Annotated in this window: 20 protein-coding genes; 9 read left to right on the top strand and 11 right to left on the bottom strand. The window is 37.0% G+C overall.

The annotated features are described in order from the left end of the window. The first annotated feature begins 53 nt into the window (after nucleotides 1-53). The 3 genes from ACSHW7_RS02490 to ACSHW7_RS02480 all read left to right on the top strand — a co-directional run bounded on the left by ACSHW7_RS02490 (nucleotide 54) and on the right by ACSHW7_RS02480 (nucleotide 2,943). A complete protein-coding gene (locus ACSHW7_RS02490; RefSeq protein ID WP_435677734.1) occupies nucleotides 54-1,526 on the top strand; it encodes a T9SS type A sorting domain-containing protein in 1,473 nt (490 codons plus the stop codon). Between the two features lie 66 nt (nucleotides 1,527-1,592). Further along, nucleotides 1,593-2,432 carry an alpha/beta hydrolase gene (locus ACSHW7_RS02485; RefSeq protein WP_435677733.1) on the top strand — a complete coding sequence of 280 codons (840 nt, stop codon included), beginning with the start codon at nucleotides 1,593-1,595 and terminating at the stop codon, nucleotides 2,430-2,432. Nucleotides 2,433-2,466: 34 nt separating this feature from the next. Further along, a complete protein-coding gene (locus ACSHW7_RS02480) occupies nucleotides 2,467-2,943 on the top strand; it encodes an acyl-CoA thioesterase (RefSeq protein WP_435677732.1) in 477 nt (158 codons plus the stop codon). Between the two features lie 55 nt (nucleotides 2,944-2,998). Here ACSHW7_RS02480 and ACSHW7_RS02475 read toward each other — a convergent pair whose 3' ends face one another. The 3 genes from ACSHW7_RS02475 to ACSHW7_RS02465 all read right to left on the bottom strand — a co-directional run bounded on the left by ACSHW7_RS02475 (nucleotide 2,999) and on the right by ACSHW7_RS02465 (nucleotide 4,799). Next, a complete protein-coding gene (locus tag ACSHW7_RS02475) occupies nucleotides 2,999-3,364 on the bottom strand; it encodes a SnoaL-like domain-containing protein (protein WP_435677731.1) in 366 nt (121 codons plus the stop codon). 69 nt (nucleotides 3,365-3,433) lie between these two features. Beyond that, nucleotides 3,434-4,339 (bottom strand): DMT family transporter, encoded by a 906-nt coding sequence (locus tag ACSHW7_RS02470; protein ID WP_435677730.1) that lies wholly within the window; start codon nucleotides 4,337-4,339, stop codon nucleotides 3,434-3,436. A 103-nt stretch (nucleotides 4,340-4,442) separates the two neighbouring features. Then, nucleotides 4,443-4,799, bottom strand: coding sequence for an arsenate reductase family protein (locus ACSHW7_RS02465; protein WP_435677729.1), 357 nt, complete (start codon nucleotides 4,797-4,799; stop codon nucleotides 4,443-4,445). Between the two features lie 109 nt (nucleotides 4,800-4,908). On the opposite strand from ACSHW7_RS02465, the gene ACSHW7_RS02460 reads away from it, so the two are divergent. Then, a complete protein-coding gene (locus ACSHW7_RS02460; RefSeq protein ID WP_435677728.1) occupies nucleotides 4,909-5,370 on the top strand; it encodes a DinB family protein in 462 nt (153 codons plus the stop codon). A 4-nt stretch (nucleotides 5,371-5,374) separates the two neighbouring features. Here ACSHW7_RS02460 and ACSHW7_RS02455 read toward each other — a convergent pair whose 3' ends face one another. Continuing rightward, nucleotides 5,375-6,142: a DUF3298 domain-containing protein gene (locus tag ACSHW7_RS02455; RefSeq protein ID WP_435677727.1), complete on the bottom strand. Its 768-nt coding sequence runs from the start codon at nucleotides 6,140-6,142 to the stop codon at nucleotides 5,375-5,377. 126 nt (nucleotides 6,143-6,268) lie between these two features. Between ACSHW7_RS02455 and ACSHW7_RS02450 the strand changes: the two genes are divergently transcribed. Beyond that, nucleotides 6,269-7,411: a cystathionine gamma-synthase gene (locus ACSHW7_RS02450; RefSeq protein ID WP_435677726.1), complete on the top strand. Its 1,143-nt coding sequence runs from the start codon at nucleotides 6,269-6,271 to the stop codon at nucleotides 7,409-7,411. A gap of 88 nt (nucleotides 7,412-7,499) precedes the next feature. Here the strand turns inward: ACSHW7_RS02450 and ACSHW7_RS02445 are convergent, their stop codons facing one another. Then, on the bottom strand, nucleotides 7,500-8,309 hold the full coding sequence (locus tag ACSHW7_RS02445; protein WP_435677725.1) for a THC0290_0291 family protein: 810 nt from the start codon (nucleotides 8,307-8,309) through the stop codon (nucleotides 7,500-7,502). Between the two features lie 316 nt (nucleotides 8,310-8,625). Here ACSHW7_RS02445 and gdhA point away from each other — a divergent pair, with 316 nt between their 5' ends. The 4 genes from gdhA to ACSHW7_RS02425 all read left to right on the top strand — a co-directional run bounded on the left by gdhA (nucleotide 8,626) and on the right by ACSHW7_RS02425 (nucleotide 16,568). Beyond that, nucleotides 8,626-9,969, top strand: a complete 1,344-nt coding sequence (gene gdhA / locus ACSHW7_RS02440) for an NADP-specific glutamate dehydrogenase (protein ID WP_435677724.1) — start codon at nucleotides 8,626-8,628, stop codon at nucleotides 9,967-9,969. Nucleotides 9,970-11,131: 1,162 nt separating this feature from the next. Further along, nucleotides 11,132-13,438 (top strand): T9SS type A sorting domain-containing protein, encoded by a 2,307-nt coding sequence (locus ACSHW7_RS02435; protein ID WP_435677723.1) that lies wholly within the window; start codon nucleotides 11,132-11,134, stop codon nucleotides 13,436-13,438. Continuing rightward, nucleotides 13,438-14,157, top strand: coding sequence for a DNA repair protein RecO (recO, locus tag ACSHW7_RS02430; RefSeq protein ID WP_435677722.1), 720 nt, complete (start codon nucleotides 13,438-13,440; stop codon nucleotides 14,155-14,157). Before ACSHW7_RS02435 ends, recO begins: the two co-directional genes overlap by 1 nt. Continuing rightward, complete coding sequence (locus ACSHW7_RS02425) at nucleotides 14,157-16,568, top strand: TonB-dependent receptor (RefSeq protein WP_435677721.1); 2,412 nt, start codon at nucleotides 14,157-14,159, stop codon at nucleotides 16,566-16,568. Before recO ends, ACSHW7_RS02425 begins: the two co-directional genes overlap by 1 nt. Nucleotides 16,569-16,749: 181 nt before the next feature. Here ACSHW7_RS02425 and ACSHW7_RS02420 read toward each other — a convergent pair whose 3' ends face one another. From ACSHW7_RS02420 to ACSHW7_RS02395, 6 genes are all read right to left on the bottom strand, one after another. Then, nucleotides 16,750-17,499, bottom strand: a complete 750-nt coding sequence (locus ACSHW7_RS02420) for a LytR/AlgR family response regulator transcription factor (RefSeq protein ID WP_435677720.1) — start codon at nucleotides 17,497-17,499, stop codon at nucleotides 16,750-16,752. A 45-nt stretch (nucleotides 17,500-17,544) separates the two neighbouring features. Continuing rightward, nucleotides 17,545-20,547 carry a sensor histidine kinase gene (locus ACSHW7_RS02415; RefSeq protein ID WP_435677719.1) on the bottom strand — a complete coding sequence of 1,001 codons (3,003 nt, stop codon included), beginning with the start codon at nucleotides 20,545-20,547 and terminating at the stop codon, nucleotides 17,545-17,547. A gap of 120 nt (nucleotides 20,548-20,667) precedes the next feature. Beyond that, complete coding sequence (locus tag ACSHW7_RS02410; RefSeq protein ID WP_435677718.1) at nucleotides 20,668-21,759, bottom strand: hypothetical protein; 1,092 nt, start codon at nucleotides 21,757-21,759, stop codon at nucleotides 20,668-20,670. A 39-nt stretch (nucleotides 21,760-21,798) separates the two neighbouring features. Beyond that, nucleotides 21,799-22,347: a hypothetical protein gene (locus ACSHW7_RS02405; protein ID WP_435677717.1), complete on the bottom strand. Its 549-nt coding sequence runs from the start codon at nucleotides 22,345-22,347 to the stop codon at nucleotides 21,799-21,801. A gap of 197 nt (nucleotides 22,348-22,544) precedes the next feature. After that, complete coding sequence (locus tag ACSHW7_RS02400) at nucleotides 22,545-24,734, bottom strand: VIT and vWA domain-containing protein (protein WP_435677716.1); 2,190 nt, start codon at nucleotides 24,732-24,734, stop codon at nucleotides 22,545-22,547. A gap of 106 nt (nucleotides 24,735-24,840) precedes the next feature. After that, nucleotides 24,841-25,173, bottom strand: coding sequence for a hypothetical protein (locus tag ACSHW7_RS02395; protein ID WP_435677715.1), 333 nt, complete (start codon nucleotides 25,171-25,173; stop codon nucleotides 24,841-24,843). Nucleotides 25,174-25,190: the final 17 nt, after the last annotated feature.

The following is a 25,190-nucleotide window of genomic DNA, read 5'->3' as shown; positions in this document are numbered from 1 at the left end:
TTCCGAAAATTATAACCCTTATTTTTGCAAAAAAATACCTTTTAAAACTTTAAATGATGAAGAAACATTTCCTTTTTGTTTGCACTCTTTTACTTATTGGATTTCAAACAATTGCACAAACATACACAACTCCAAATACGGGAGTTACTTGGACGCTCAATGATATTGCTTCTGCTAGTCCTTCGACGATTACTTTTTCGGGAACCGATTTTACGCTACTCGAAAACCTAATAATCGCTGAAAATGATACGATACTAATTGATTCAAATATTGATCTTGGTGTTGAAGATGGATTGTTGATTACAGTGTTTGGAACATTTAATGTTACTGCAGATGAAGTAAGTATCTTCGGAATTGATCAAATGTCTTTTGAAGGTTTCCGTTTTGAAGAAAATTCAGAAATTAATATTCAAAACACAACCATTGAATACAGCGGCGGACTCAGAGTGTTAACCGAAACGTTTTCTATTGATAACTGCACGTTGACTAACAACACAGAAGGAGCAACGACGAGTGCTGTGATTCAGCTTTCACGTGGGATTCCTCAAATTACAAATAATACCATTACATTCAATCAACTTGCAGCCATAGGTTCGGCGGCTAATGCAGATGTTTCGGCAAATATTTCAAATAATTATTTAGAAGGAAATAACCAATCAAACTCAAATAGACCGCAAATTAACTTGGGAACTACGCGCAACGATGCCCCACTTATCATTGACCAAAACACCATTGTTGGAGATGTAAATCTAGATATGGTTGGCGGAATAGCAGTTGCAAATTTTATAGGAGGTTCTATTAATGCTGAAATATCAAACAACACTATTCGCGATAACCGCTACGGAATCACAATTCTTGGAAATAATGCTGTTGTAAACATCACAAATAATATTATTGAAGACAACAACACACAAGGCGACCCATTATTGGGAGGAAGTGGAATTTCACTTAACACATCGTCTCCTGGAATGGATGTGATTACTACAGGAAATGAAATTAGAAGAAATCTTTGGGGAATCACACTCATTGGAGAAGCATCCATTAATTTGGGTGACGGGACAAGCGATTCACCCGGAGAAAACATTTTTTCTGAAAATGGAAACAACGGAGATGTTTTCGCGCTGTACAACAACACAGGCAACACCATTGAAGCAAAAAATAATTGTTGGGTAGAAGGAGTTCCAAACGATTTGAGCACTGCCGAAGAGGTAATTTTCCACCAAGTTGACGATGCTACTCTGGGAGAAGTATTGTTCGACCCCGTAAATTGTGAATTTTTAGGGTTGGCAGATCAAAATTTAGCAGCGTTTATACTGTACCCAAATCCAGCAAATAATAAAATCAATTTTTCAAATACACCTGGTTTTACTACTTTATCCCTTTTCAATCTTCAAGGAAAGATGGTGTTGAGTGAAGAAATTTCGGTTGATAGCAATGAGATAAATTTCAATCTGACTTCGGGAGTTTATTTTGCGCGTTTCAGTAATGATGCTACTACTGTTGTTAGAAAATTAATTATTGAATAAACTAAAAGTTAAAGGTTTTAATATTTCGGTTAAAAGAATTTAAGACCTACTAGCTTCCTATTTTACATGAAGAATATAATTATAAAGTCGATAGGGGCTTGGATTAATTTTTTGGCAATTATTGCACCCAAAAAAGCAGCCAAGGTTGCTTTTAATATTTTGATAAAGGTGAAAAGAGCACCAGTTTCAGAAACTGGGAAAGCATTTTTTGATAAAGGAACACAACATTTTTTTGAAGTTGGAGGAACATCTGCAGTGTTGCATCAATGGGGAAATGGAAAAAAAAAGATACTTTTTTTACACGGTTGGGAAAGTAACAGTCAGCGCTGGTTGCCCTATTTTGAAAAGCTCAATATGTCCAACTATTCCATGTACGCACTGGATGCTCCTGGTCACGGAATGGCAAAAGGAACCACATTGACCATCGAAGATTTTAGAAAAGCAATTGAATATTCCTTAGATAAAATGAATGGTGCTGATGTTTTAATTTGCCATTCTTTGAGCAATACGGCGCTGAGTTACATGTATCTATTGAACCCAAAACTCCCCGTTAAAAAATTTGTTATCATGGGAGCCGCCACTGGAATGGATGCGATTTTCGTGTATTTCAAAAACTTTGTAGGGTTATCCAATAAATCTGAAAGTTTAGTGGGGGCAAAAGTTAATACCATTTTAAAAATTCCGCATGAGCGGGTACGGCTCAAAAACTTTTTTGATACTGTAAAACAACCAGTATTGGTAGTGCACGATAAAGATGATTCTATTACGCCTTACCCTCCTGTTTTAAGCGCTCTAAAAAATCATCCAGAAATAGAAACCTATATTACTGAAGGATTGAAGCATGATTTAAAAAGAGAGGATGTGTATGACGCTGTCATCAATTTTATTGAACGAAATAGTGCTTAAAGTTTACCTTTGTAGATAAATTATATTAAACAATATGTATTTAAAAGAATTTGAAGTTAGATGGAGCGACATAGATGCCAATCGGCATTTAGCAAATAGCGCTTATATTAACTATATGAGCCATACAAGACTGAGTTTTATGCTTGAAAATGGATTTGGTCAGGCTAAAATGGTAGAACAAAACATAGGGCCAGTTGTTTTTTATGAACACATGTTTTATTTCAAAGAAGTCTTTCCCGGAAAACCCATTAGAGTAAGTATAGAATTAAAAGGGATTAGCGAAAATGGGATGTATTTCTCATTTCAGCATAACTTTTATGACCACAAAGGACGCAATATAGCCCGATGTGAAATGATGGGTGGATGGATTGATCTAACGGAACGAAAATTAAGAGATTTGCCAGAAGAGCTATTTATCAATCTAAATAAACTAGACAGAACAGACGATTTTTATGTCATCACAAAAGAGCATACAAGAAAGCATGGGCAAGTGCCACAAAATCTAGAGTAAGTTAAAAAGGGGATTTGCAATTGCAAATCCCCTTTTTAAATAGGTGTCCTATAAGCTATCCTTCAGTATTGTAAAAAAACTGCTCTCTCACAATTTTGCCATCCTTTACTTCATACACTCCCAGTTCATCCATTTGGCTTCTTTGTCCGCTGGGTTTGTGAGTGATATCCATTGAGTGACGCACGCTAAACCAATTATCTGCAACTGTAGGCTCGCTTGTTTTTGCGCTGTGCACTTCAAAGTTTTCGCGCCACCATTCGCCTTTTTTAGCGATTTCGTCCATGCCTTTTGCTACTTGGTTTTCACTACCTTCCATTTCAATACTTACGATATCTGGGCTATACAATTGCTCGTAGCATTTATGCTCTTCGCCTGCGTTGCACCACTTTACTAGGTTGTTTGCTATTTCTTGTGTTTTCATTTTAAGTTGTTTAGAAAAGTTAGGAAAACTAAGATACAAATAAAACTATATTAAGACATAATGCTTTAATTATGAAACGGTTAAATTTTTCTTCTTCCTTTTCCTTGTCGCCAGATACACGCCTAAAAAGATAAGTGACGCAGCAATAACGCGCAGTGTTGTTAGTTGGTCAGCGCCAGTCGCAATTGCAAAAAGTACAGCTATCAAGGGCTGTAAGTACATAAAAACACCAATTACAGCCGGACTCAATTGCTTAAGGGCATAAATGTTAAAAAGGTAGGTGAGTACAGTTGTACCGAGAACAACGAAGGATAATTTCCAAATAGAATCAAAACTTAATCCTGTCCAATCCACTTGAGTAAATTCCTGAAACCCAATAGGTAGGTTTATAAGGAAAGCAAAGAGGAATAGAAACTTCATCAAAGTTATGCTATTGTATTTTGACACAAGCGGTTTCACGATAATAAGATAGACGGAATACGAGGCTGCATTGACTAAAAACAACATATTTCCTAGAGGAATATTAGGTGCATTTTGTTGTGTTTTTATACCAAAAAGAATAAGTACAAGTGCTCCAATAAGCCCAAGACCAATGCCCGCACCTTTGCGCCACGTAATTCTTTCTTTTAAAAATAGAGCCGAAAGAATCAATAATAAAACGGGCGCAATAGTAATAACAACACTACTATTTATAGGGGTTGATAAGCTGAGTCCCTTAAAAAACATGGTCATGTTCAAGACCATCCCAAAGAATGCGCTTGCAATTATTCGCCACCAATCTTTTTTTTCAATCTTTTCTCTTTTATAGAAAATACTAAGAATCCAAAATACAACCGCAGCACCAAATACACGCAACAAAATAAAACCAAAAGGCTCGATAACCGTTGGCATTAATCCCTTGGCAATAGTATGGTTGATGCCATAAATAAAGCTAGCAGTAAAAGCAGCGATGAGGGCGAGAATTCTTGGGTTCATAAAAAAATTAAAAGCGCAAAGTTACTCTTTATATGAGGAACTTTGTGCTAATTAGTACTTCGGAAATTTTAATTAAATACAAATTTCCGAAGTGAAAATACTATTACGAACCATGAATCGCTTTTTTAGCTGCTTCCACTGTTTTCTTTGAATTGCCTATAAAAATCTTGTCATTGTCAATAATTACGGGGCGTTTTAAAAAAGTGTAATGTTCAAGGATGAGATTTTTGTAATCTTCATCTAGTAACTCTTCATTTTTTAAATTTCGCTCTTTGTAGAGTCGGGCTCTTTTGCTAAAAAGCGCCTCATAATCTCCGGCGAGATTTACCATTTCCTCTACTTCGGTTTCTGTGATTCCTTGTGTCTTGATATCTTGTTTGATGAATGCCGAAGGTAATTCCAGCTCATCCATAATTCGTTTACAAGTATCACATGTGCTCAAATAATATACTTTTCTCATTGCTTTCTTATTTTAATGTTACTACTTTTAAAACTATTAAATTATTAGCTGCAAATTAATTGCTTCTTTAAAAAGCAAGCGTTAAATAACTGCAAAAATTTTAGAAATCATGAATCACACTTTTGATATTACAATTAAAAACAGAGACATCTTTTACCATTTTTTAGAAACTATTCCGTTGGAGTTGCTCAATAAAGTTCCTGCAGGCTTCAACAATAATATTTTTTGGAATATTAAGCATACTGTGGTCACACAACAAGCGCTTGTTTATGGATTGAGCGGACTGCCTTTACATGTGTCAAACGATGATGTGCAAGGCTATAAAAAGGGAACAAAGCCCGAAGGTGATATTACACAAGATGATGTTGACCTCTGCAAAAACCAACTCCACGCATTGATAAAAAAGACTGAGGAAGATTGGAATAACGGCTTATTTACCAATTATAAGGAATATACGGTAACCACAAAAACTACGTTGAGTTCAGCAAAGGAGGCGATTGAATTCAATAATTTTCACGAAGGAATTCACTTGGGTTATGTGCTCGCTCTAAAGCGTGTACTCGGGATTTAAACTATTATTTTTTTAATGAAATGGTAAGATATTCTGCAACCTTTTCCTGCGGAATTTCCACTTCAATGGGGCCTTCAGCGTACGATGCAATTTCGTATTGATTGTAATGTAGCACAAGACTTTTTTTGTTGAAACCAATGCTTTCCGGGAGATAAAATTCGTTGTCGTCAAACCAAAATCCTGTGGAATTTATTTCATCATTTTTTGAAATGTTGTGTTGTTGTCTAAAATAGGTTTCGGCAACATCCGTAAACGTTTTCAAATCCTTAAAAAGTTTTTCGTTTGGGATTTCTTGCCCAGTTTCAATATTAAAATTTCCGTAGGCAAGAGAACGATAGCCGTGAGCTCCGCCCGTGTACTTTTCTTGATACAACTCAATGGAAAGGAGTTCTTCACTTCGGAAACTTTCTTCGATTTCAATTTCGGAATAATAATCAATCGTAAGGTCTGGAAACTCGGCACTATGCATTCGGTACATATCGATAAATTCCTGCGCAGCTTCTTCAATGCTGGCAGCAGTGGGTTTTTGGTCTGGATCATCAAGGTAAAGCGTTTTGATGATAAATTGTTTAACCGAATCATTGATGGATTTTACCACTGCTTCTTCGCCAGTATATTTTGGATAATTCACGAAAATATCTGGGCACGCAACAGTGTTGCATGAGGGTAAATCTTTGTGACTGAAAGAAATTTCGGAAGAAACAAGAGGGGTATCTTTACAGCCAATAATGAATAGAAAAAGTAATAATAGGGGAGCAATTTTTTTGATCATATCGCAAAAGTACAACAGTTTTTTTAATGCATGTTAAACTTGTATTTTTAAATAATAATTATGGAGATGAAGTTGAAAGAAGCTATTAATTAAAACCTATTCTGCTCCAACTAGCGGAACTTAAAGATGAAATTTAACACAAAAACAATTCACGGCGGGCAGCATGATGTGGACCCAGCTTTTGGGTCTGTCATGCCACCTATTTATCAAACGAGTACGTATTCGCAAACAACGCCTGGAGGTCATAAAGGTTTTCAATATTCACGAAGTGGAAACCCTACGCGTGCTGCTTTAGAACGCTCCTTAGCTAGTATTGAAAATGGAAATTACGGACTCGCCTTTGGTAGCGGACTTGCGGCAATTGATGCAGTAATCAAATTATTAAAACCTGGCGACGAAGTGATTTCGACAAACGATTTATACGGTGGAAGTTATCGTTTGTTTACCAAGATTTATGAGGATTTTGGTATTAAATTTCATTTTATTGGGATGGGCGATGCATCAAACATTGAGAGTTTTGTAAACGATAAAACGAAGATGGTTTGGATAGAAACGCCCACAAACCCAATGATGAATATCATCGATATAAAAGCATGTGCTGCTATTGCTAAAAAGCATAGTGTTTTGCTTGCTGTTGATAACACATTTGCAACGCCTTATTTACAGCAACCGTTAGATTTGGGAGCAGATATCGTTATGCATAGTGCTACAAAATATTTGGGTGGTCATAGCGATGTTGTCATGGGAGGCCTTGTGGTTAGGGATAAAGAACTGGCAGATAGGCTTTATTTTATCCAGAACGCAAGTGGTGCTATTTGTGGGCCGCAGGATGCTTTTTTAGTTTTGAGAGGTATAAAAACATTGCATTTAAGAGTACAACGCCATTGCGAAAATGGAAAAGCAATTGCTCATTATTTAAAACAACACCCAAAAATTGAAAAGGTATATTGGCCCGGATTTGAAGATCACCCCAATCATAAAATAGCAAAGTCACAGATGAGCGATTTTGGTGGAATGTTGAGTTTTGTGACCAAAGGAAACAAGTATGAAGATGCTATAAAAATTGTAGAAAGTTTAAAAGTATTCACGCTTGCCGAAAGTCTTGGCGGTGTTGAAAGTCTTGCGGGCCATCCTGCAAGCATGACGCACGCGAGCATCCCAAAAGCCGAGCGCGAGAAAACAGGTATTGTTGACGCACTTATAAGATTAAGTGTGGGGATTGAAGATGTGGAGGACTTAATAGAAGATTTAAAACAGGCGATTGGATAGTTTTTATAAGCTCTTTTCAGAAATGATAAAAACAGAAAGCCGATATTCATTAAAAATATCGGCTTTCTGTTTTATAAAGAATAATTTGTTAATCTAGATAATAAATATACCCTAAGTTCAACCAGTAAATCCAGTCGTTGGCTTTGTTTTCTGGTACTGGTAAAATTCCGTTTTGTTCAATTCCAGGATTTAAGCCATCCACCCAATCGCTAAAATAATAGGTCCAGCGACTGTCTAGCATAATATCGCTATAGTCACTTAATTTGTATCGAACACCAATACTTCCTAGCAAAGCCCAGGTTGAGTCTCCTGCTTGTTGATATGAATTTAAATATTTTTGACTAGACGCCACAGGACCATTGATATCTCCTCCAGGAGCTAATGATGATTCTGCCTCAGGGTCAAAGTTTACATAATGAACCCCAAAGGAAATAAAAGGAGCAAAACGATATTGCATAGCAGCAAAATCACGTATACTCAAAGGAAAGTATTCTAATTGCGAGCCTATTTCGATAACACGGGTACTGGCACTTACAGCACGTAATTGGTCTGAGAACAAACTTGTTTCATCAGGTGCCACTAAAGGGCCTAAATGTTCTAAATTGGTTTTGTGATAATTTAGCTCATTTCTTACCTTAAAGTGGTCATTGAAAAAAGTATCGGCTGTGTAACAATTACAATCTGCTCTGTAAGAAAAATTAAGGTAGTGCACTATACCCACACCAAAACCTACATTTCCAGTATTGGTTTCAACATCGCCTCGAATTCCATAATCTGAATAGAATGCAACAGGGCCAGTGATAACGCCTATTTCATGCGAGAAACCGGCTTGGCTATGAATTTCCTGCTTACAAAATGCAAATAGGATCAATACCAATAGCAAAATTCTGGTATTCATTAGTAGTTTGGGTTTAGATTGAGACGTAACAAATATATAAAAATACTATGAACGGCGAAATTTATCGATGACTTTTGGGGTAACGCTAAAATTTAACCTTATATATACTCACATAAATATTATATTTGTCATGCTATAACGAAAACGTTTTCTTAAAAGTATTTTACTAACTTATTACCTATATATAAGGAGGTGACGATTTTAAAAGAATTCTTTTTATTATACTGAAATTTTAAACGCTGGAAATTTCCGAAGAAATATAAGAACCGGGTCCAGTATTATCAATGTATTCGTCATAAAGACAAAAAATCACACTATGAAGCAAAGCATTAAAGATTTTATTGCATCTGTTGAAAAATCTAATCCTAACGAACCAGAATTTCTACAAGCAGTAACCGAAGTTGCCGAAACGGTAATTCCATTTATTGAAGCGAATGAAAAGTACCAAGGTAAAAAACTATTGGAAAGAATGGTAGAGCCAGAGCGCGTTATCATGTTTAGAATTCCGTGGACGGATGATAATGGAGAAATCCATATCAATAAAGGATACCGTGTTCAGTTTAACTCAGCAATTGGGCCGTATAAAGGTGGACTTCGTTTTCATCCATCAGTAAATTTGAGCATCCTTAAGTTTTTAGGATTTGAACAAGTGTTTAAAAACAGTTTAACCACACTCCCTATGGGCGGTGGTAAAGGGGGTAGTAATTTCGACCCAAAAGGGAAAAGTGATGCAGAGGTAATGCGTTTTTGTCAAAGTTTGATGACCGAACTTTCTAAGCACATAGGCCCAGATACAGATGTTCCTGCGGGAGACATAGGTGTTGGTGGACGTGAAATAGGATACATGTACGGGCAATATAAAAGATTGCGTAACGAATTTACAGGAGTACTTACTGGTAAAGGACGTTCTTATGGAGGTTCATTAATTAGACCAGAAGCTACAGGATACGGTAACGTTTACTTCGCAAAAAACATGCTCGAAACCAAAGGCGAAAGCTTTAAAGGGAAAACAGTTGTTATTTCGGGTTCAGGAAACGTGGCGCAATACGCTGCGGAGAAAGCAATGGAGTTTGGCGGTAAGGTGGTTACGATGTCAGATTCTGGAGGATACATTTACGATTCTGAAGGCTTGAACACAGAAAAACTTGCTTTTGTAATGGAACTTAAGAACGAAAAACGTGGACGTATTAGCGAGTACACTAAAAAATATAAGTCAGCTCAATATCACGAAGGTAAACGCCCGTGGAGTGAAAAATGTGATATCGCATTGCCATGTGCAACTCAAAACGAACTTGATGCAAGCGAAGCAAAAACACTTGTGAAAAATGGATGTATTTGTGTGAGCGAAGGAGCAAACATGCCTTCTACGCCTGAGGCGATTGAGGTGTTCGCAAAGGCAAAAATTTTATTTGCACCAGGTAAGGCATCAAACGCTGGAGGTGTTGCAACTTCTGGATTGGAGATGTCTCAAAACTCGTTGCGTTTGAGCTGGACAGCACAAGAAGTGGATGAAAAATTACATAATATCATGAACGATATTCACGCAGCATGTGTGGAATACGGTAAAGATGGCGATGGTTATGTTGATTATGTAAAAGGAGCAAACATAGCAGGTTTTGTAAAAATTGCCGATGCTATGCTGGCACAAGGTGTAGTTTAAAAACGTCACTCAAGTAAGAACATAAATCGCAATGGGAAACCGTTGCGATTTTTTTGTTTTGAGTAATTAGCTAATCTCGCTTTCTCGGAAATTTTAATGAATTAAGATGTGCGCAACTATTTGAAAATGAAATTATGAAATATATAGAACCGTGAATGAACGTTGATTTCTAACGATAACAGATTTATAGTTCCGTATATAATGTATAAATTGTATTTTATAAGACGTTACCCACAATCAAAAAAAAAAGGCTAAGCTCTAAAGTCTACTAACTTCAACTCATTAGTGAAAAAAATTATTTTCTATATCTTGAAGTTCTTTATTTTAAATTGTTTTAAACCTAACGGAATCATTATCAATATTCCTTAATTGATTGTATACAAGCTCTTTATTTTATTCTTCTTAAAGAGTATTATAAGTTAAATTATGAGCTCTAGTTTGTTAGATATATAGTTTGATTGTATATTTGTCTTGACAAAACAAATCTTGTTTACAAAAAAACCCGCTGCGTCAACAACGGGTGGTTAATAAATAAGATAATAGATTTATATCTATTAAATCATCGACTAGTCTAATAGTCGGACAAGATGTAGTATTATTTTAAATACTATACTCGAATTTTTCTCAAGGGCTTTCAAAAACTTTGGAAGCCTTTTACTTTTACTGTTTTTACTCAATAAATTTTATATAAATTAATATTCCCCTTAATTAATTAAAGGTCTAAGGGCTCTAACCTTATATCATATATATATATTTCTTTTCAGCAAAAGTGAAAAAAAAAGAAAAATATCATTTCTTTTTTCTATTGTAAATATACGTTCATAAGTTTTGCTATCAGCGGATAAACAAGGGCCGTTCTCAACACGGTTATCAACAAAACGTTAAGATATCAGTGAGCATAGGAGTTTACATTAGTTTGAAAAATATTAACATCCTTTTGTTAAGAATTAAATTCACAATGCGCAAAACAAACGGAAGGTGACTGTGGGTAACACCTGATATAATTCACTCACTTTTGAAACAAATCACGAACAAATACCTAACAATCCATCTCTGCTAAGGATAAAAATTTCCCAAACACTTCAACCCATATATAACACAACCTCGCATAAATTCGCAATATTTGCACTCGCAAATAGTTATAGTAGTTTAGTATATCCACATGAAACGTTTTTTACTACTTTTTTTCTTTATTATCGTCACATCGATACAGGCTCAAAACTTTGAAGAGCTCTGGACAGATTACTTTAGTTATGTTTCTATACAAGACATTTCGCAAGGAAATCAAAAGGTATTTGTTGCTGCTGAGAACGCCATATTTATTTACGATTTAGATACGCAAGAGTTAGAGACAATTTCAAGTGTTCAAGGACTTTCGGGGGAGTCTATTTCGGCAATTTATTTTAGTGAAGCAGCAAATCTTTTACTCGTTGGTTATGAAAACGGATTGATTGAAGTGGTCAATGTACGTCAAGATAACGATGTGTTAAAAGTGGTGGATATTCTTGATAAACTTTCTATTCCGCCTAACGAAAAACGAATCAATCATTTTACAGAATATGAAGGTATCATCTACATTTCTGCCGATTTTGGAATTTCAGAATACAACCTTGACAGATTAGAATTTGGTGACTCCTTTATCATTGGAGATTTGGGATCACGCATCCCAATTTCGCAAACAACGATTCAAGAACCTTTCATCTATGCATCCTCACCTACGGGTGGAATACGCAGAGCCTTATTAGCAGATGATGATATCATTGATTATGAGGCTTGGGAAACACTCGTTTTTGGAAATTATCTGGGCGTGCAACGTTTGGGAACAACTATTTATATTGCTGGGAGTAACAATACCGTTTCCAGATTTAATGCTGGCAACACAATTGAACAAGTAGCAAGCTATAATTCGCCAATTGTAGATTTTAAAGTTAATAATGAAATACTCACAGTAACAAACGATAATGCTATTCGGGCTTATGAGCAAGGTTTTTTATTGCGCTCCCAGGTCAATTCATTACCGGGTATTAATTATACACTACAGGCAGGATATAGTTTTGGTGATTTCTTTTATATGGGCACAACGGAGCAAGGAATATATAGAGTGCCTTTTGGCTCTAACATGGGTGAGCAAATTTTACCAGATGGGCCGTTGTTTAACAATCCATTTGCTATTGACGCGACCCCAGGACAACTCTGGGTTGGCTTTGGTGCTGTAACAGTTTCGTATAATCCAAGCCCCACGGTAAGGAGGGGGGTTAGTAATTTAAAAGACAATACGTGGTTTAATATTCCACACGAACAATTAATAAGTGAATTAGGAGTATCATCTGTAAATAATATTGTTAATGTTAAGATAGACCCTAACGATACTAGCTCGGTATATTTTTCATCCTTTGGTAGTGGGTTACTTAATATTAAAGACCAAATTCCTGTAACACTCTTCAATGAAACCAATACTCCTTTAGAAAACCCAGTATTTAATGGAAACAATGCTGGTGTTCGTATTTATGGTGTTGATTTTGACAGTACTGGAGATTTATGGGGAGTACAATCTTTAACCGATGATGCGCTTTTCAGAAAAACGCCTAGTAATCAATTTAGCCTTGTTGACGTTAGTGATATATCTGGTGGTAGAGATGAGTTGGCCTATAGCGATATAGCTATAAGCAGAGAGGGATTGGTTTTCTTTGGAGCTGTGCAAACAGGGCTTGTGGGATATAATCCTTCTACAGGACAGTTTAATAAAATTGCAGAAGAAACAGGACAAGGAAACCTTCCTTCCACAGATATTAGATCGCTGGCTTTTGACAATCAAAATAGATTATGGATTGGTACAATAAGAGGGTTAAGGGTACTTTTTAATCCTGGAAGTTTTTTTGATGAAGGTGCGCAAGTAGAATCTCAAGCAATCATTTTTGCTGATGATGAAGGTGTAGGTCAAGAATTACTTTTTGAGCAAACAATAACTGATATTGAAGTCGATGGTTCTAACAATAAATGGATAGCAACAGCAGCCTCTGGGGTGTTTTATGTTTCAGCTAACGGTCAAGAAACGTTGTTACAGTTTAACAATGAAAATTCACCTTTGCCTTCAAATAATATACAGGACATAGCCATTGATGAATTTACCGGCGTTGTGTATTTTGCCACCTTGAAAGGCCTTATTGCATATAATGGTACTGCCACAGCACCTAGGGACAATCTTGAGGAAGTCTTCGTATTTCCAAACCCTGTTCGCCCACAATTTGAGGGGCTAGTTACTATAGATGGGTTGACTGAAAACGCCAATGTAAAAATCACCGATATAGAAGGAAATCTCGTATACCAACAAACCAGTGAAGGGGGAAGCGTGCAATGGGATACTATGGCCTTCGGAAGGTATAAAGTGGCATCTGGAGTGTACCTTGTATTGATTACCAGCGAGGACGCATTAGAAACAAAAATCAAGAAAATAATGATTGTTCGATAATGATCGAAACTACAAAAGCAATTGTTTTTTCCTCCCTCAAATATGCCGAAGCAGATTTAATCGTTACCTGTTTTACTCAAAAAAGTGGGCTCAAAACCTATTTGCTCCGAGGGGTTTTAAATTCGAAAAAAGGAAAATTAAAGGCTTCCTATTTTCTGCCGTTGACCCAATTGGAGATTGTTGCAAACCACAAAAATAAGGGTACGCTGGAAAGCATTAGAGAAGCAAAAGTGTACCATACGTACCAAACATTACACACTAATGTTGTAAAATCATCCTTGGCGCTTTTTCTAGCCGAAATGTTAAAAAATTCAATTAAAGAAGAAGAAACAAACATTCGTCTTTTTGAATATATCGAAGCGTCATTACAATGGCTTGACCATCATGATAACATTGCAAATTTTCATATTCATTTTTTGCTGAAATTAACAGAGCATTTAGGCTGTTACCCAGATACTTCGGAAATTGAACTGCCTTATTTCAATTTAGCCGAAGGTCAATTTCAAAATGAAGACATTTCCATCTATTCTGAAATGAGCGAACGTGTGGACGATTTTAAGATGTTCTTTGGCATAAATTTTGATAATAGTTCCGCTTTAAAATTGACCAAAAAAGCACGCCTTGACGTTTTAAATTTGGTCTTGGAATATTATCAATTACATCTGCACGGGTATAAAAAACCAAAATCACTAGCCGTGCTCAACCAACTATTTAACTAATGAAAAAACGACTACTTTTACTCTGCATCTTTATCCTTTCAATAGCTCAAGCCTTTTCCCAACAAATCCAAATTTTAGACAACGAATCAAACGACCCCATTCCCGGGGTTGCTGTTTTTAATACAGATAAAAGTAAAAGTGCCGTTTCAGATTTTGACGGCTTCGTAAATATCTCGGCATTTAGTGAGAATGAGGTTTTAACATTTCAGCATATATCGCACACAGCATTAAAATTAAAAAAATCGCAGATCATTTCAGCAGGTAATAAAGTTATCATGGGTCAAGATGCTAGTAACCTTGATGAGGTGGTACTTTCGGTGTCAAAATTTGGTCAAAATAAACGCGACATTCCCAATCAAATCGTGACTGTGGATAGCGAAGATGTGCTGTTTTCAAATCCGCAGACAGCTGCAGACTTGCTAGAAAGTAGCGGGCAAGTGTATGTGCAAAAAAGTCAATTGGGAGGTGGAAGCCCCTTGATTAGAGGGTTTTCAACAAATAGATTATTGATTGCAGTTGATGGAGTACGATTTAATACTGCGATTTTTAGAGCCGGAAACGTGCAAAATGTAATCTCCATTGATCCATTTTCCATTGAGCGTACCGAAGTAATTTTAGGTCCAGGATCTGTAGCCTACGGGAGTGACGCCATAGGGGGTGTGATGAACTTTTACACAAAGAAACCAAAGTTTTCGTTTGAAGAAGGTCTTTCGGTTTCTGGAAATGCAACGGGGCGATATGCAACGGCAAACAATGAAAAAACAGGGCACTTTGATTTCAACATTGGTGCTAAGGAATGGGCATTTTTAACAAGTGTGACCTATAGCGATTTTGACGATTTAAGAATGGGAAGCAATGGTCCAGACGATTATTTGCGTCCTGATTATGTGGAGACCATTAATGGGGTTGATACGCTTATTGAAAATGATGACCCAGAGTTGCAACGATTTACGGGATACAGCCAGATCAACGCGATGCAAAAGATACGTTACCGCCCGTCAGATAAGTGGAATTTTGATATGGGATTGTTTTATACAACTACCAGTGATTACCCAAGATATGACAGATTGATTAGAAGGAGAGGTGATGGATTGAGATCTGCTGAGTGGTATTATGGGCCGCAGGAATGGATTTCGGGAAATTTACAGGCTAGAAACACTGCCTATAATGATGGATTATTTGACGAGAGTGTTGCGACGATATCATTTCAGCAATTTAAAGAAAGCCGAAACGATAGAGATTTTGGTGAAACTATATTATTCAAAACCCAAGAAAAAGTAAGCGCATATACATTTGCTTGGGATTTTGAAAAGGACTGGAATAAGGCAAAATTTAATTACGGCGTTGAATATGTATATAATAAAGTAGGTTCAACAGGCCAACAAGAAGACATCACAACAGGTATATCAACACGGGATGTATCTCGTTATCCAGACGGTTCTACATGGCAATCGATGGCAGCATATCTAAGTACACAGATAGCATTAGCAGAAACACTTTCGTTTCAAGGGGGGCTTCGTTACAACCAAATATTAGTAGATGCAACGTTTGACCCTACATTATATGACCTGCCTTTTGAAGAAGCAAATATTAATACCGGAGCTTTGACAGGAAGTGCGGGATTGGCATTTAAACCCAATGAAATTTTAGGGTTGAGTGCAAACTTTGGTACTGCATTTAGAGCTCCCAATATTGATGATGTAGGTAAAGTTTTTGATAGTGAACCAGGAAGCGTTGTAGTACCTAATCCAGATTTAGAAGCCGAATATGCTTACAATGGTGAGATAGGAGCATCATTAAATTTTGAGAATGCAGTAAAGCTTAACGTAGCAACATTCTACACAGTACTTGAAAATGCTTTGGTACGAAGAGATTTTGAATTAGATGGTGAAACCGAAATTTTATATCAAGGAGAGTTGAGTAATGTTCAAGCCATACAAAACTCTGGAAAAGCGGAGGTATATGGTTTTGAGGCCGGTATAGAAATTAATTTTTCAAAGGCATTACAACTCACAAGTCAATATAATATTACCGATGGTTTTACAGATGAAGAAGATGGCACTAGAGCTCCTATTAGACATGCTGCACCGCAATTTGGAAATACTCATTTCATCTTTAATAAAGGAAAGTTAAAAATGGATGCCTATGTAATTTATAACGGGCAATTTGATTTTCAGGATTTAGCGCCAAGTCAACAAAACAATGCGTTAATATATGCTGCTGATGAAAATGGAAATCCGTTTTCTCCTAGATGGCACACTCTTAATTTTGCGGCACAATACAAGTTGACAAAAGCACTACAATTAAATGCAACATTAGAAAATATCACGGATCAAAGATACCGCACGTATTCATCAGGAATTACGGCTCCTGGCCGCAATTTAATCGTAGCAGCGAGTTACGTGTTTTAAAGAAATGGTTACAGTTATTTAAAAATCAGGTGTTTTCACCTATAATAGAACGTGATTTGAGACATATATTTGTGGTGCAACGATTAACCAAATTGTGTTGTGTTATACAGTAAACAGAGGTTTACATAAGTTTGTTTAAATGAGGAGCTTGAGGAGGCTCCTCATTTTTTTTAAGTGAAAGCTACCTATGCATCCTATCAAGCATTTCAATTACTTCGGCTTTTTTTCTTACTGAAACGGGTACAGTTTCTTTATTCTTCAATAATAAATAACCACCATCTGTTTTAATGAACGCGCTTATACAATCTAAATTAACAAGATGACTTTGGTGCACTCTCAAAAAACGATACGAGTTGAGCATATCAGCAAAGTATTTAAGCGTCTTGGTTACAAAAATCTTTTTTCCGTCATTGAGATAAAAAATGGTATTGTTACTGTCTGCTTCACAACGCACAATGTCATCCAGACTTACGATAATAATCTTATCGAGCGTGTGCAACGAAATTTTATTCGGTTTTGCTTCGGGAGCTGCTAGGGTGTCTTTTAAAATATCAAGTCTTTCTTGGTTTGGCTTTAAATGTTCTTTTGCTCTGTTTATTGCTTTTGCTAAATCTTCACTAGCATAGGGTTTTAACACATAGTCAATGGCGGCAAACTTAAAGGCTCTAATTGCAAACTCATCACTGGCAGTTACAAAAATGATTTTACTCTCTAAATCTGGACAGATTTCAAGAACATCAAACCCAGTACCGTCGCCTAGCATTATGTCTAAAAATAAAATATCTGGCTGAACTTTGCGCAACACTTTTGCCGCTTCCACAACACTTCCCGCGGTAGCGATTACATCAATATCTTTGTGGTGCTGCGCCAGCTCTTCCTTCAACACATGAAGCGCATCTGGCATGTCTTCTATTATTACTGCTGTTAACATAGTTATTTTGTTTTTTACTATCTCTCGCTCGGATTGGAGAGAGGCTTAAAAATCTGTCTCTAGTGGAATAGTGAACGTAACTTCGGTACCCACGATTATCCCTTCCTTTTTCAATTCTTTTAATTGCAATGTGTCTTTTCCACTTAGCGAAGCGATACGTTCTTTTGTAACTTCGAGCGCTACACTTTGATGATTAGTGGCTGTTTTGTTTTTTTGCGATTCAAAAATTCCCGGGCCATTATCTGTGATGCTACAATGTAAAAAATCGCCTTCGGTTTTAAAGACAATTTTAAGGTTTCCTTCGGAAATTTGCTTCGAAATTCCATGGCGAATAGCATTTTCAACAAATGGCTGAATCAACATAGGCGGTATCAATATTTCTTCTGCGGAAATTTCAGAAAAGAAATCAATACTATACTTGAAAGGTTTTTGCGACATCAACAATTCAACATCAATATAATTTCTCAGTGTTTTTATTTCGGTTTCCAAATTGATAGTCTCTTTTCTAGAGTTGTTTAAAATCCCCCGAAGCAATGTCGCAAAACTATTAATTGTGTTGTTCATCTTAGCCGTATCAGTACTTCCCATGGCTTTTATTCCGTTGAGCACATTAAAGATAAAGTGCGGATTCATCTGCAACCTTAATGCTTTTTGCTCTAAAGAAAGCAAATGATTCTCCAATTGAAGGCGGTCCGTTTCGGCGATATTTTTTCTTTTAATACGCTTTAAATATCCATAACCTATTAAGAAAATCAAAAGCAAAGAAAGCCCAATGAGCAACCATTGAAACCACGTTTTTGCATACAACGGACTTTCAATATTGAATGAAAACGAAATGGGCTCGCTTTCCTGCCATCTATAATCTCTCGATTGTGCGGTGAACGTGTGACTGCCGTACGCCAATCCTGCTAGGCTTTGTTCGCTGTTTTTTAACCATGGGCTCCATTCAGCTGCATCCAATTTAAATCGATACTGCACCGCCATGGGATGATCTAAATCCACCGTGCGATAGGAGAAAGAAATTTGATTTTGATCCGGCTGCAATTGCAAACTATTGTTTTGAATTTCCCATTTCTCCGAACCTTTTATAGAAGTGTAATCCACTTTAATATCTTCAAAACGGATGACGGGTTTTAGGTTATTTTGAGTGGTTGATTGATTTGTGTTGTATTTTGTCAAACCATAAATGGCGCCAAACCACAGGTTATTTTGTGCGTCTTTTGTGGCGGCATTGAGACATGTTTCAATACCCAAAAAACCATCGTTTCGCCCGTAGTGGAAGACGTCCACAATTTCATTTTCATTGTTGATGATAATATTGTCAATCCCACGTTCGCTTCCCGTCCACAGATTTCCTTGGGCGTCAAAAATAAGTTGAAAACTGTTTTGAGAGGTCACGGTTTTAGCTCCTTTTAATTTCTGAAATTTAGTATAATCAAATCCTGTTGATGCCCAAATACCATTTCCGGCGGTGCCTAAAAACAGCGTGTCTTCATTAAATAAAAGGTTGTTGATGGGCGTATTTGATTCCAAAACATCACCCAAATGTGTTACGCTGTTTTCTTCAATATAGCCCAAATGTCCTTTTTGGGTACTGTACCAAATACGGCCTTGGTTGTCGGCTTTTAAATCAACGAGTAACAAATCTTCAATGCCTTCCTCTTTTCCGAAAGTATTCAAAATAGTAGGCACTTTATCAATATCGTTATATTGAAATTTTACAATACCATCAGCATACGTAGCTGCCAAAATGGTATTGCCATTGATATACAATTGTCTAATCCAGTTTGACGGAAAGCCGTTGCTTTCATTGATAAGGTGATTCACGGTTTTCACGGTAACAAGCGTGTCAATTTTTATATCTGAAATGTCAGCTCCTGAAACTACAATGCTTTGTTCCTTAATGTTCTCTCTAAATAGTATTCCTTTTCCATCACTTCCAGCCCACAAATTTCCGAAGTCATCACTCGCAAGTGTTTTTATTTTTACATTTTCAAATCCAGGAATTGGATCTATATTTTTAATTCCCAACGAATCAATTACAGAAATTCCCCGCTCTGCTACCGAAAACCATAATTCGTTTTCAATGGCGTGTGTGGCATAAATGCGATTTCCATTCAAGCCAGTATCCTTGTCAAAATGCGTAAACTGATTGGGAAAATATTTATAGAATCCGCCGCCACTCGTAGCAATCCAAACGGCTCCATTTCTATCTTCAAAACTCTTACGAATATGAGAAACCGAAAGCCCATTCGTTCTGCCCAATTTCTTTTCAAATTGCAGGGTTTCGAGATTTAATACAGTCAATCCATCATCATCCGTAGATATCCAAAGCTGATTTTTTATAATAGAAATATCATTAATTCTGAGGGGTTTTTCAATAGCTTCAGTTTTTTCTTCAGAAATATTAACTAATGAAATCCCGTCCAAAAATGAAGCAGCATACAATGTGTTTATATTCAATTTTAAAGAAGTGAAATCACCAAATTGAATTTGCGAAATAGGACTTCGTTTGTGGAGGAATTCGGTTTTAAACAGCCCTTCTTTTGATGCTATCCAATAGTTTTTTCCATCAAAAAGGATGTCATTTATCTTTGCGTTATTGAGGGTTGTGCTGAGCGTTGTTTTTTTGAGCGTATCGTCTTTTTCAAGTTGATAGATTCCAGAATTAGTACCAAAAAACGTTTGTTTTCCATCATTATAAATGCAATGAACTTGTGGACTTTCAAAAGAGTTTACAGTACCATTGGCTAAAATAGAAATTCCTTTTTTTGTGCCAATAAAAAGCGAATCTTCCACCACTAAAAGCGACTGAATATAATTTGAAATCAAACCGTCACTTTCATTAAAAATTGTAAAATCTTCCCCGTCAAATCGAGCCAGTCCACCGCCTTGCGTTCCTAACCACAAATAGCCAATACTATCCTGAACAATAGCATACACCTGCGATTGCGGCAAACCATCGGCTAGCGTATAAGGGCGCAACTCATTATTTTGAGCAAACCCAAATACCGTGACAAATAGTAAAAGAAGAAATATGTTTTTCATTAAGAATGCGTGTCTTTCAAATATAATCAACCTTGTTTGGGTGGTGGGTTAAATTCTTTAAAAAAGTGTTGAATACTTGTTACACACTGGTGCTTTTCAAACAGCAACAGTACTGACACATTATAGTGTCGCGTAAATAGTTTTATTCGAAGTCTCTGGAAAAATATAATTCCCTTTGTCCTTGGCATCCATAATGGGTTTCAATACACAAAGTACCGTTGATTTTCCATAAATCTTCAATGTGTTTTCTGAAATTTTAGCCGTCCATCTAAATTTCTCTAATGGCACATTCATTTCGTACATCGCAGCAGCCATTTCATCATTGTCACTCACAAAATCCATAATGGATTCTTTAGAGTTTAATTGTGGGATGTCATCCGCCGACTCATATTCAAATTCCCATTCCACAGGAATATTAAATCTGTATGAATACGGAGTGCCCAGTGTAGTTTCTTCTCTCGTTTTTAAAGCGTTGAACCAATCCATAGTTTCATTGGGATAGGTTTTTGAAATTTCGGAAGCCAATTGCAAAGGACCCGGTGATTGCGCTGTAGGGTGAAAGATATAAAAAGGTTGTGCCAAATAATGGTCAGCATATTTTCCGCCAAAAACATTAAAATAGGGAGATGCTGTTAACGTGGGATTTGCATCCATTGAAAAAATGTCTTTAAGTTCTTTTAATAATTCGGGATTATCGCCAAGTCCGCAGGAGTGAAAAACGATGGAGGTTTCATCTGTGATACCCAAGGTTGATTGCAGTAACTTTTCCGAAGTCATTTTCATTGACGCCACTGTAATTCGCTCCCCATCTTTCAATCCTCGCAAAGACATTCCGCGCCAAGCATTGCTGTGGCTCACTATCTGAATAGAGGCATAATCGGTATCATTTGCATGTTTATTTAACCAATTGATAATCTCCTCAAGCGAATATAATCCTTCAACAACATGATTTTTTTTGCTTTTGAAATAAGCTGTTGCATTGGCATAATACGTATTGTCATCTTCATCAAACCCAGCAATGAAAACAACCGATTGGGATGGGGTTTTAATCAAATTATCCTTGTTTGTATTGATTGCCGATGTGTCAATTTGGTGCGAAGGTATTTTTGAAAGCCCAATGGCAACTTCGGTTTCTAGGTCTTTGTAGAGCGATGCTTTTTCGCACGCTAGGAATAGTGTAAAAAGGATTAAAAGGGTTGTGAAGAATTTCATTATTGTAATTTTAAAAGTTAGCAGATAGTTGCGGGTATATTAATTTTGAAGCCTAATTGTAACATCATCATTCCACGCAAAAGTATTGGTTGGCTTTACGGCTTGCAGTTCATTATAATTTTTATAAAATACTTGCGACGTCACAATTTTACTATGCTCGCCATAAGGCTGTGACGGAAAGTGGTACACCGTTTCTTCCACCTCCTCATCACAAACGGAGTTCGATAACTTGGGTAAAGAAATGGTTTCATTTGTATCGGTTAGCATAAAATAATGCGAAATCGTGTACTTGCAGAACTCAACATAAATGACATCTACTTTAATTACCTGTGCTATGTTTTCAAGCCCTGTCCTTTCTAAAACTTGCACATTAATCGAGTCTATATTTGATACTGCGTCCACTTCAAATGTGGCGAGAACGTCATTCGTAGATTTTGTAGTGGAAAGATATGCCGCAGTTCCCTCAAAAGAATTTTCTTTATCTGAACTCGAAACGGTCACTTGGTAGTCGTTTGATTTTCCAAAGTCCTGTGCGATGCTCAATTGTGTAATAAAGCATAAAGCGAAAATTTTAATTAAATGTTTCATAATACTATTGTTTTAAAAATTGTTACCGTTTGATAGTATAAAAGTAAGCCCCCAAACTGGAGTTGTTTGAGGGCTTTTAGTATCCGTAGGGGATTGTTTAGTAAGCGTCGTTAGTTTTTAAAAATGAAGTTGTTTTATTTAAACGCTCACTCTTCAAGGTAGGTTTCGACTGTGCTCAACCATATACAAAACTTCAATTAAATCACTTTAGTTGCAATCACTGTAAATTGCTCAGCTATTTCAGGTTTTTTTAGTTGCAGAATTTTGAATGCCTGTAACATTTCCGCGGAAGCTATCCAAACTCCATCCTTTATATATGAAACCGAAAGTAACGCGCCGTCTTTCCCAAACTTAAATTGAAGGTCGCCATACTTTGCAACGTACGTAGTAGTGAGTTTCCCGAAGGTAGCTTTGAACCAAATTTTCATTTCCCGAAGCTCTTTATTAGGTAAATCTTTATCTGTAAAACTCAAGGTGTATGATTTTTTGATGATGGTTTTTCCAGTCACTTCGGCGTCTGCGCCTACGCCACTGTTTTCAACGTGCATGGGCATGGGCAGTGGTTGTTTTACGGTTTTTGCATTTCCGCCGGGATTCACAATTTGCTCGTCCACGGCAACAAAACTTGTGTATTTGGTGGCGAGATTGTATTCCAATCCCAATGCCACGACTTCGTTTTTTACATCTGTGTAAAAATTAGTGTTGAGGTCGTCAAGACGTTCAATCTTTTTACGGGCCCAAAGATACCGGAGGGCTTTATTATCGTTTGAAAGATTTCCGTCAGCCACTTGATAGGTTTGCTTTACACGCTTTCTGCCCTGGTAGCCCGTCAACATAATTTTACCATTTGCTTCTCCTTTGTACTTCCCATAAATAACCACCGGTCTAGCCGAAAATACATCTGGAATTGATCTGGGTTCTACGTCGTACACCTCAAAATCTTTGGTCTCAAATTTTACTTGTGTCAATAACGGTGAGGCAATATATTCTTTGAATTGCAATGCCATATCGCTCGCTTCTTCCTGCGAAGTCGCAATAAAACTCTGGCTATTTGACACCTTTGCCATTCCTTCGATTAGATGACGGTTAACGCTGGACCCAATCCCGAAAGTAAACACACTCGCCTCATCCAAATGTTCTTCAATAATTTTAAAAGCCTCTTTTTCAACCGAAACGTAACCATCGGTAATTATGACCATGGAGCGCGCACTTCCAGCATCGGCGCGAGGTAAATTGTAGGCAACGTTGAGTGCGCTCAATAATTCGGTACCACCACCGCCTTGTCCTTGACTTAAAAATTTGATGGCGTTTTCAATATTAGTTTCGGTTGCGGTAACTGGAAGACTGCTATATACTGTTGAACTTGAAGCAAACAGTTGGACATTGAATGTGTCGTCCGGATGTAAATTACAAAGCAGATTTCGCATTAAATTTTTTGAAACGTCCAATGGATACCCGTTCATAGATCCAGAAACATCCACAATAAAAAGATACTCCCTAGCGGTCACATTTTTCTCCTGAACTTGTGCAGGTGGTTCCATCATATAGGCAAAATAATTTTCATTATTGTGCTCGTATAAAAGGAGTCCGCTGGAGATGGCGTTGCCTCTCAAAGTGTAGTTAAGGATAAAATCTCTGTTGGCTGGATTTGTATTGCTTTTTGAAAGAAAAACCGTCGCTTGGTCATTTTTGGGGTAGGTAACATTTATTTTGTGCGATGAACTCGCCACATTTTGAATCGTAATTCCCGCGTTGATACTCACATTCATGTCAAAAGCAAACGTATCTGCAATTCCTTTTTTGGTGTATGGCTGGTTAAAAGTTTCTTCTCCGCTTTTATTTTCGCCCGTAAATCTTGGCCCCACCACTCCGGGAGCTACAAATTGATATTCGCCGTTTAATGGCGCTAACATTTCAGTATAATACATATCAATCGCAATACGGTCGCCGGGCATGATATTTCCAACTTTCATTTGGAAAACATTGGGACGAGATTGATCAAGTTTAGCTGCGCGCTTTCCTTCTTTTACGGCATCGTTGTAAACCTTTTCTGCTTTTTGCTTTTCAAATATTTTAGCGTTGACAACACGTTCGCCTATTTTCATTTTCATGTCATGAATTGCGGCCTGTGTTGACATGGGAAACACATAATTAGCCTCAATGGCCGTAGTACTTTCGTTGTGATATACTTGCGTGAGTTTTACGCGGGCGATGGTGCCGGTGATATGCACATCTGTTTTTGTAGAAAGCAAAGGGATATTGGCGTTTGCTTCGGAAATTTCCAGATAGGGAGCTTCGGTTTTTTGATTGTTATTTTGAGTAGCTTGGTATTGACCAAAACTAGCTACCGAAACTAAAAGAATTGATAAGAGAACGAGATTTTTCATGGGTTTGATTTTTTGAGATTACTATTTGTTTTGACCAAATGTAATTTCAAACCCAAGGATAATTAGGGGTGTTTTAGTATTCGTAGGGGATGGTTTAGTAAGCGTATTATGTGATAATTCTTCTCAAGGCAAGATACACACTTTGCTCAGCGGCGTCATATTCGCCATCTGCTGTAAGGAGTTCTTTTACGTCTTCGATAAGTTGTTCTTTTTCATCTTCGGTGTAGCCCAAACGAGCGATGGCATCTTGTATTTTAGTAATGCTTTCATAATCGTTATCCTTGGCAAATTCACGGTGTAATCTGGCAGAAGTTTCGGCATCAATTTTATCACTTATTATTTCACGCTCTTCATAACTTTCTTTAAAATCTACGTTTGCCACATAGATAAAAATATAACCTTCAAGGACGTCTCTGGTCCACTCATTTGATGTGTTCATTGTAAGTAATTTTGAAT

The organism is Patiriisocius sp. (assembly GCF_051252435.1).
In the GTDB taxonomy this organism is placed as follows: domain Bacteria; phylum Bacteroidota; class Bacteroidia; order Flavobacteriales; family Flavobacteriaceae; genus Patiriisocius.
Note: the sequence above shows the minus strand (reverse complement) of the source record. Positions and strands in the feature narration are given on the sequence as shown.

Excerpts from the sequence above, each read along its gene's own strand:
- ACSHW7_RS02475 (WP_435677731.1), bottom strand. The coding sequence starts at position 3,364 with ATGAAAACACAAGAAATAGCAAACAACCTAGTAAAGTGGTGCAACGCA.
- ACSHW7_RS02450 (WP_435677726.1), top strand. The coding sequence starts at position 6,269 with ATGAAATTTAACACAAAAACAATTCACGGCGGGCAGCATGATGTGGAC.
- ACSHW7_RS02405 (WP_435677717.1), bottom strand. The coding sequence starts at position 22,347 with ATGAAACATTTAATTAAAATTTTCGCTTTATGCTTTATTACACAATTG.
- ACSHW7_RS02425 (WP_435677721.1), top strand. The coding sequence starts at position 14,157 with ATGAAAAAACGACTACTTTTACTCTGCATCTTTATCCTTTCAATAGCT.
- ACSHW7_RS02490 (WP_435677734.1), top strand. The coding sequence starts at position 54 with ATGATGAAGAAACATTTCCTTTTTGTTTGCACTCTTTTACTTATTGGA.
- ACSHW7_RS02460 (WP_435677728.1), top strand. The coding sequence starts at position 4,909 with ATGAATCACACTTTTGATATTACAATTAAAAACAGAGACATCTTTTAC.
- ACSHW7_RS02395 (WP_435677715.1), bottom strand. The coding sequence starts at position 25,173 with ATGAACACATCAAATGAGTGGACCAGAGACGTCCTTGAAGGTTATATT.
- ACSHW7_RS02435 (WP_435677723.1), top strand. The coding sequence starts at position 11,132 with ATGAAACGTTTTTTACTACTTTTTTTCTTTATTATCGTCACATCGATA.
- ACSHW7_RS02485 (WP_435677733.1), top strand. The coding sequence starts at position 1,593 with ATGAAGAATATAATTATAAAGTCGATAGGGGCTTGGATTAATTTTTTG.
- gdhA (WP_435677724.1), top strand. The coding sequence starts at position 8,626 with ATGAAGCAAAGCATTAAAGATTTTATTGCATCTGTTGAAAAATCTAAT.
- recO (WP_435677722.1), top strand. The coding sequence starts at position 13,438 with ATGATCGAAACTACAAAAGCAATTGTTTTTTCCTCCCTCAAATATGCC.
- ACSHW7_RS02470 (WP_435677730.1), bottom strand. The coding sequence starts at position 4,339 with ATGAACCCAAGAATTCTCGCCCTCATCGCTGCTTTTACTGCTAGCTTT.
- ACSHW7_RS02400 (WP_435677716.1), bottom strand. The coding sequence starts at position 24,734 with ATGAAAAATCTCGTTCTCTTATCAATTCTTTTAGTTTCGGTAGCTAGT.
- ACSHW7_RS02445 (WP_435677725.1), bottom strand. The coding sequence starts at position 8,309 with ATGAATACCAGAATTTTGCTATTGGTATTGATCCTATTTGCATTTTGT.
- ACSHW7_RS02415 (WP_435677719.1), bottom strand. The coding sequence starts at position 20,547 with ATGAAAAACATATTTCTTCTTTTACTATTTGTCACGGTATTTGGGTTT.
- ACSHW7_RS02410 (WP_435677718.1), bottom strand. The coding sequence starts at position 21,759 with ATGAAATTCTTCACAACCCTTTTAATCCTTTTTACACTATTCCTAGCG.
- ACSHW7_RS02455 (WP_435677727.1), bottom strand. The coding sequence starts at position 6,142 with ATGATCAAAAAAATTGCTCCCCTATTATTACTTTTTCTATTCATTATT.
- ACSHW7_RS02480 (WP_435677732.1), top strand. The coding sequence starts at position 2,467 with ATGTATTTAAAAGAATTTGAAGTTAGATGGAGCGACATAGATGCCAAT.
- ACSHW7_RS02465 (WP_435677729.1), bottom strand. The coding sequence starts at position 4,799 with ATGAGAAAAGTATATTATTTGAGCACATGTGATACTTGTAAACGAATT.
- ACSHW7_RS02420 (WP_435677720.1), bottom strand. The coding sequence starts at position 17,499 with ATGTTAACAGCAGTAATAATAGAAGACATGCCAGATGCGCTTCATGTG.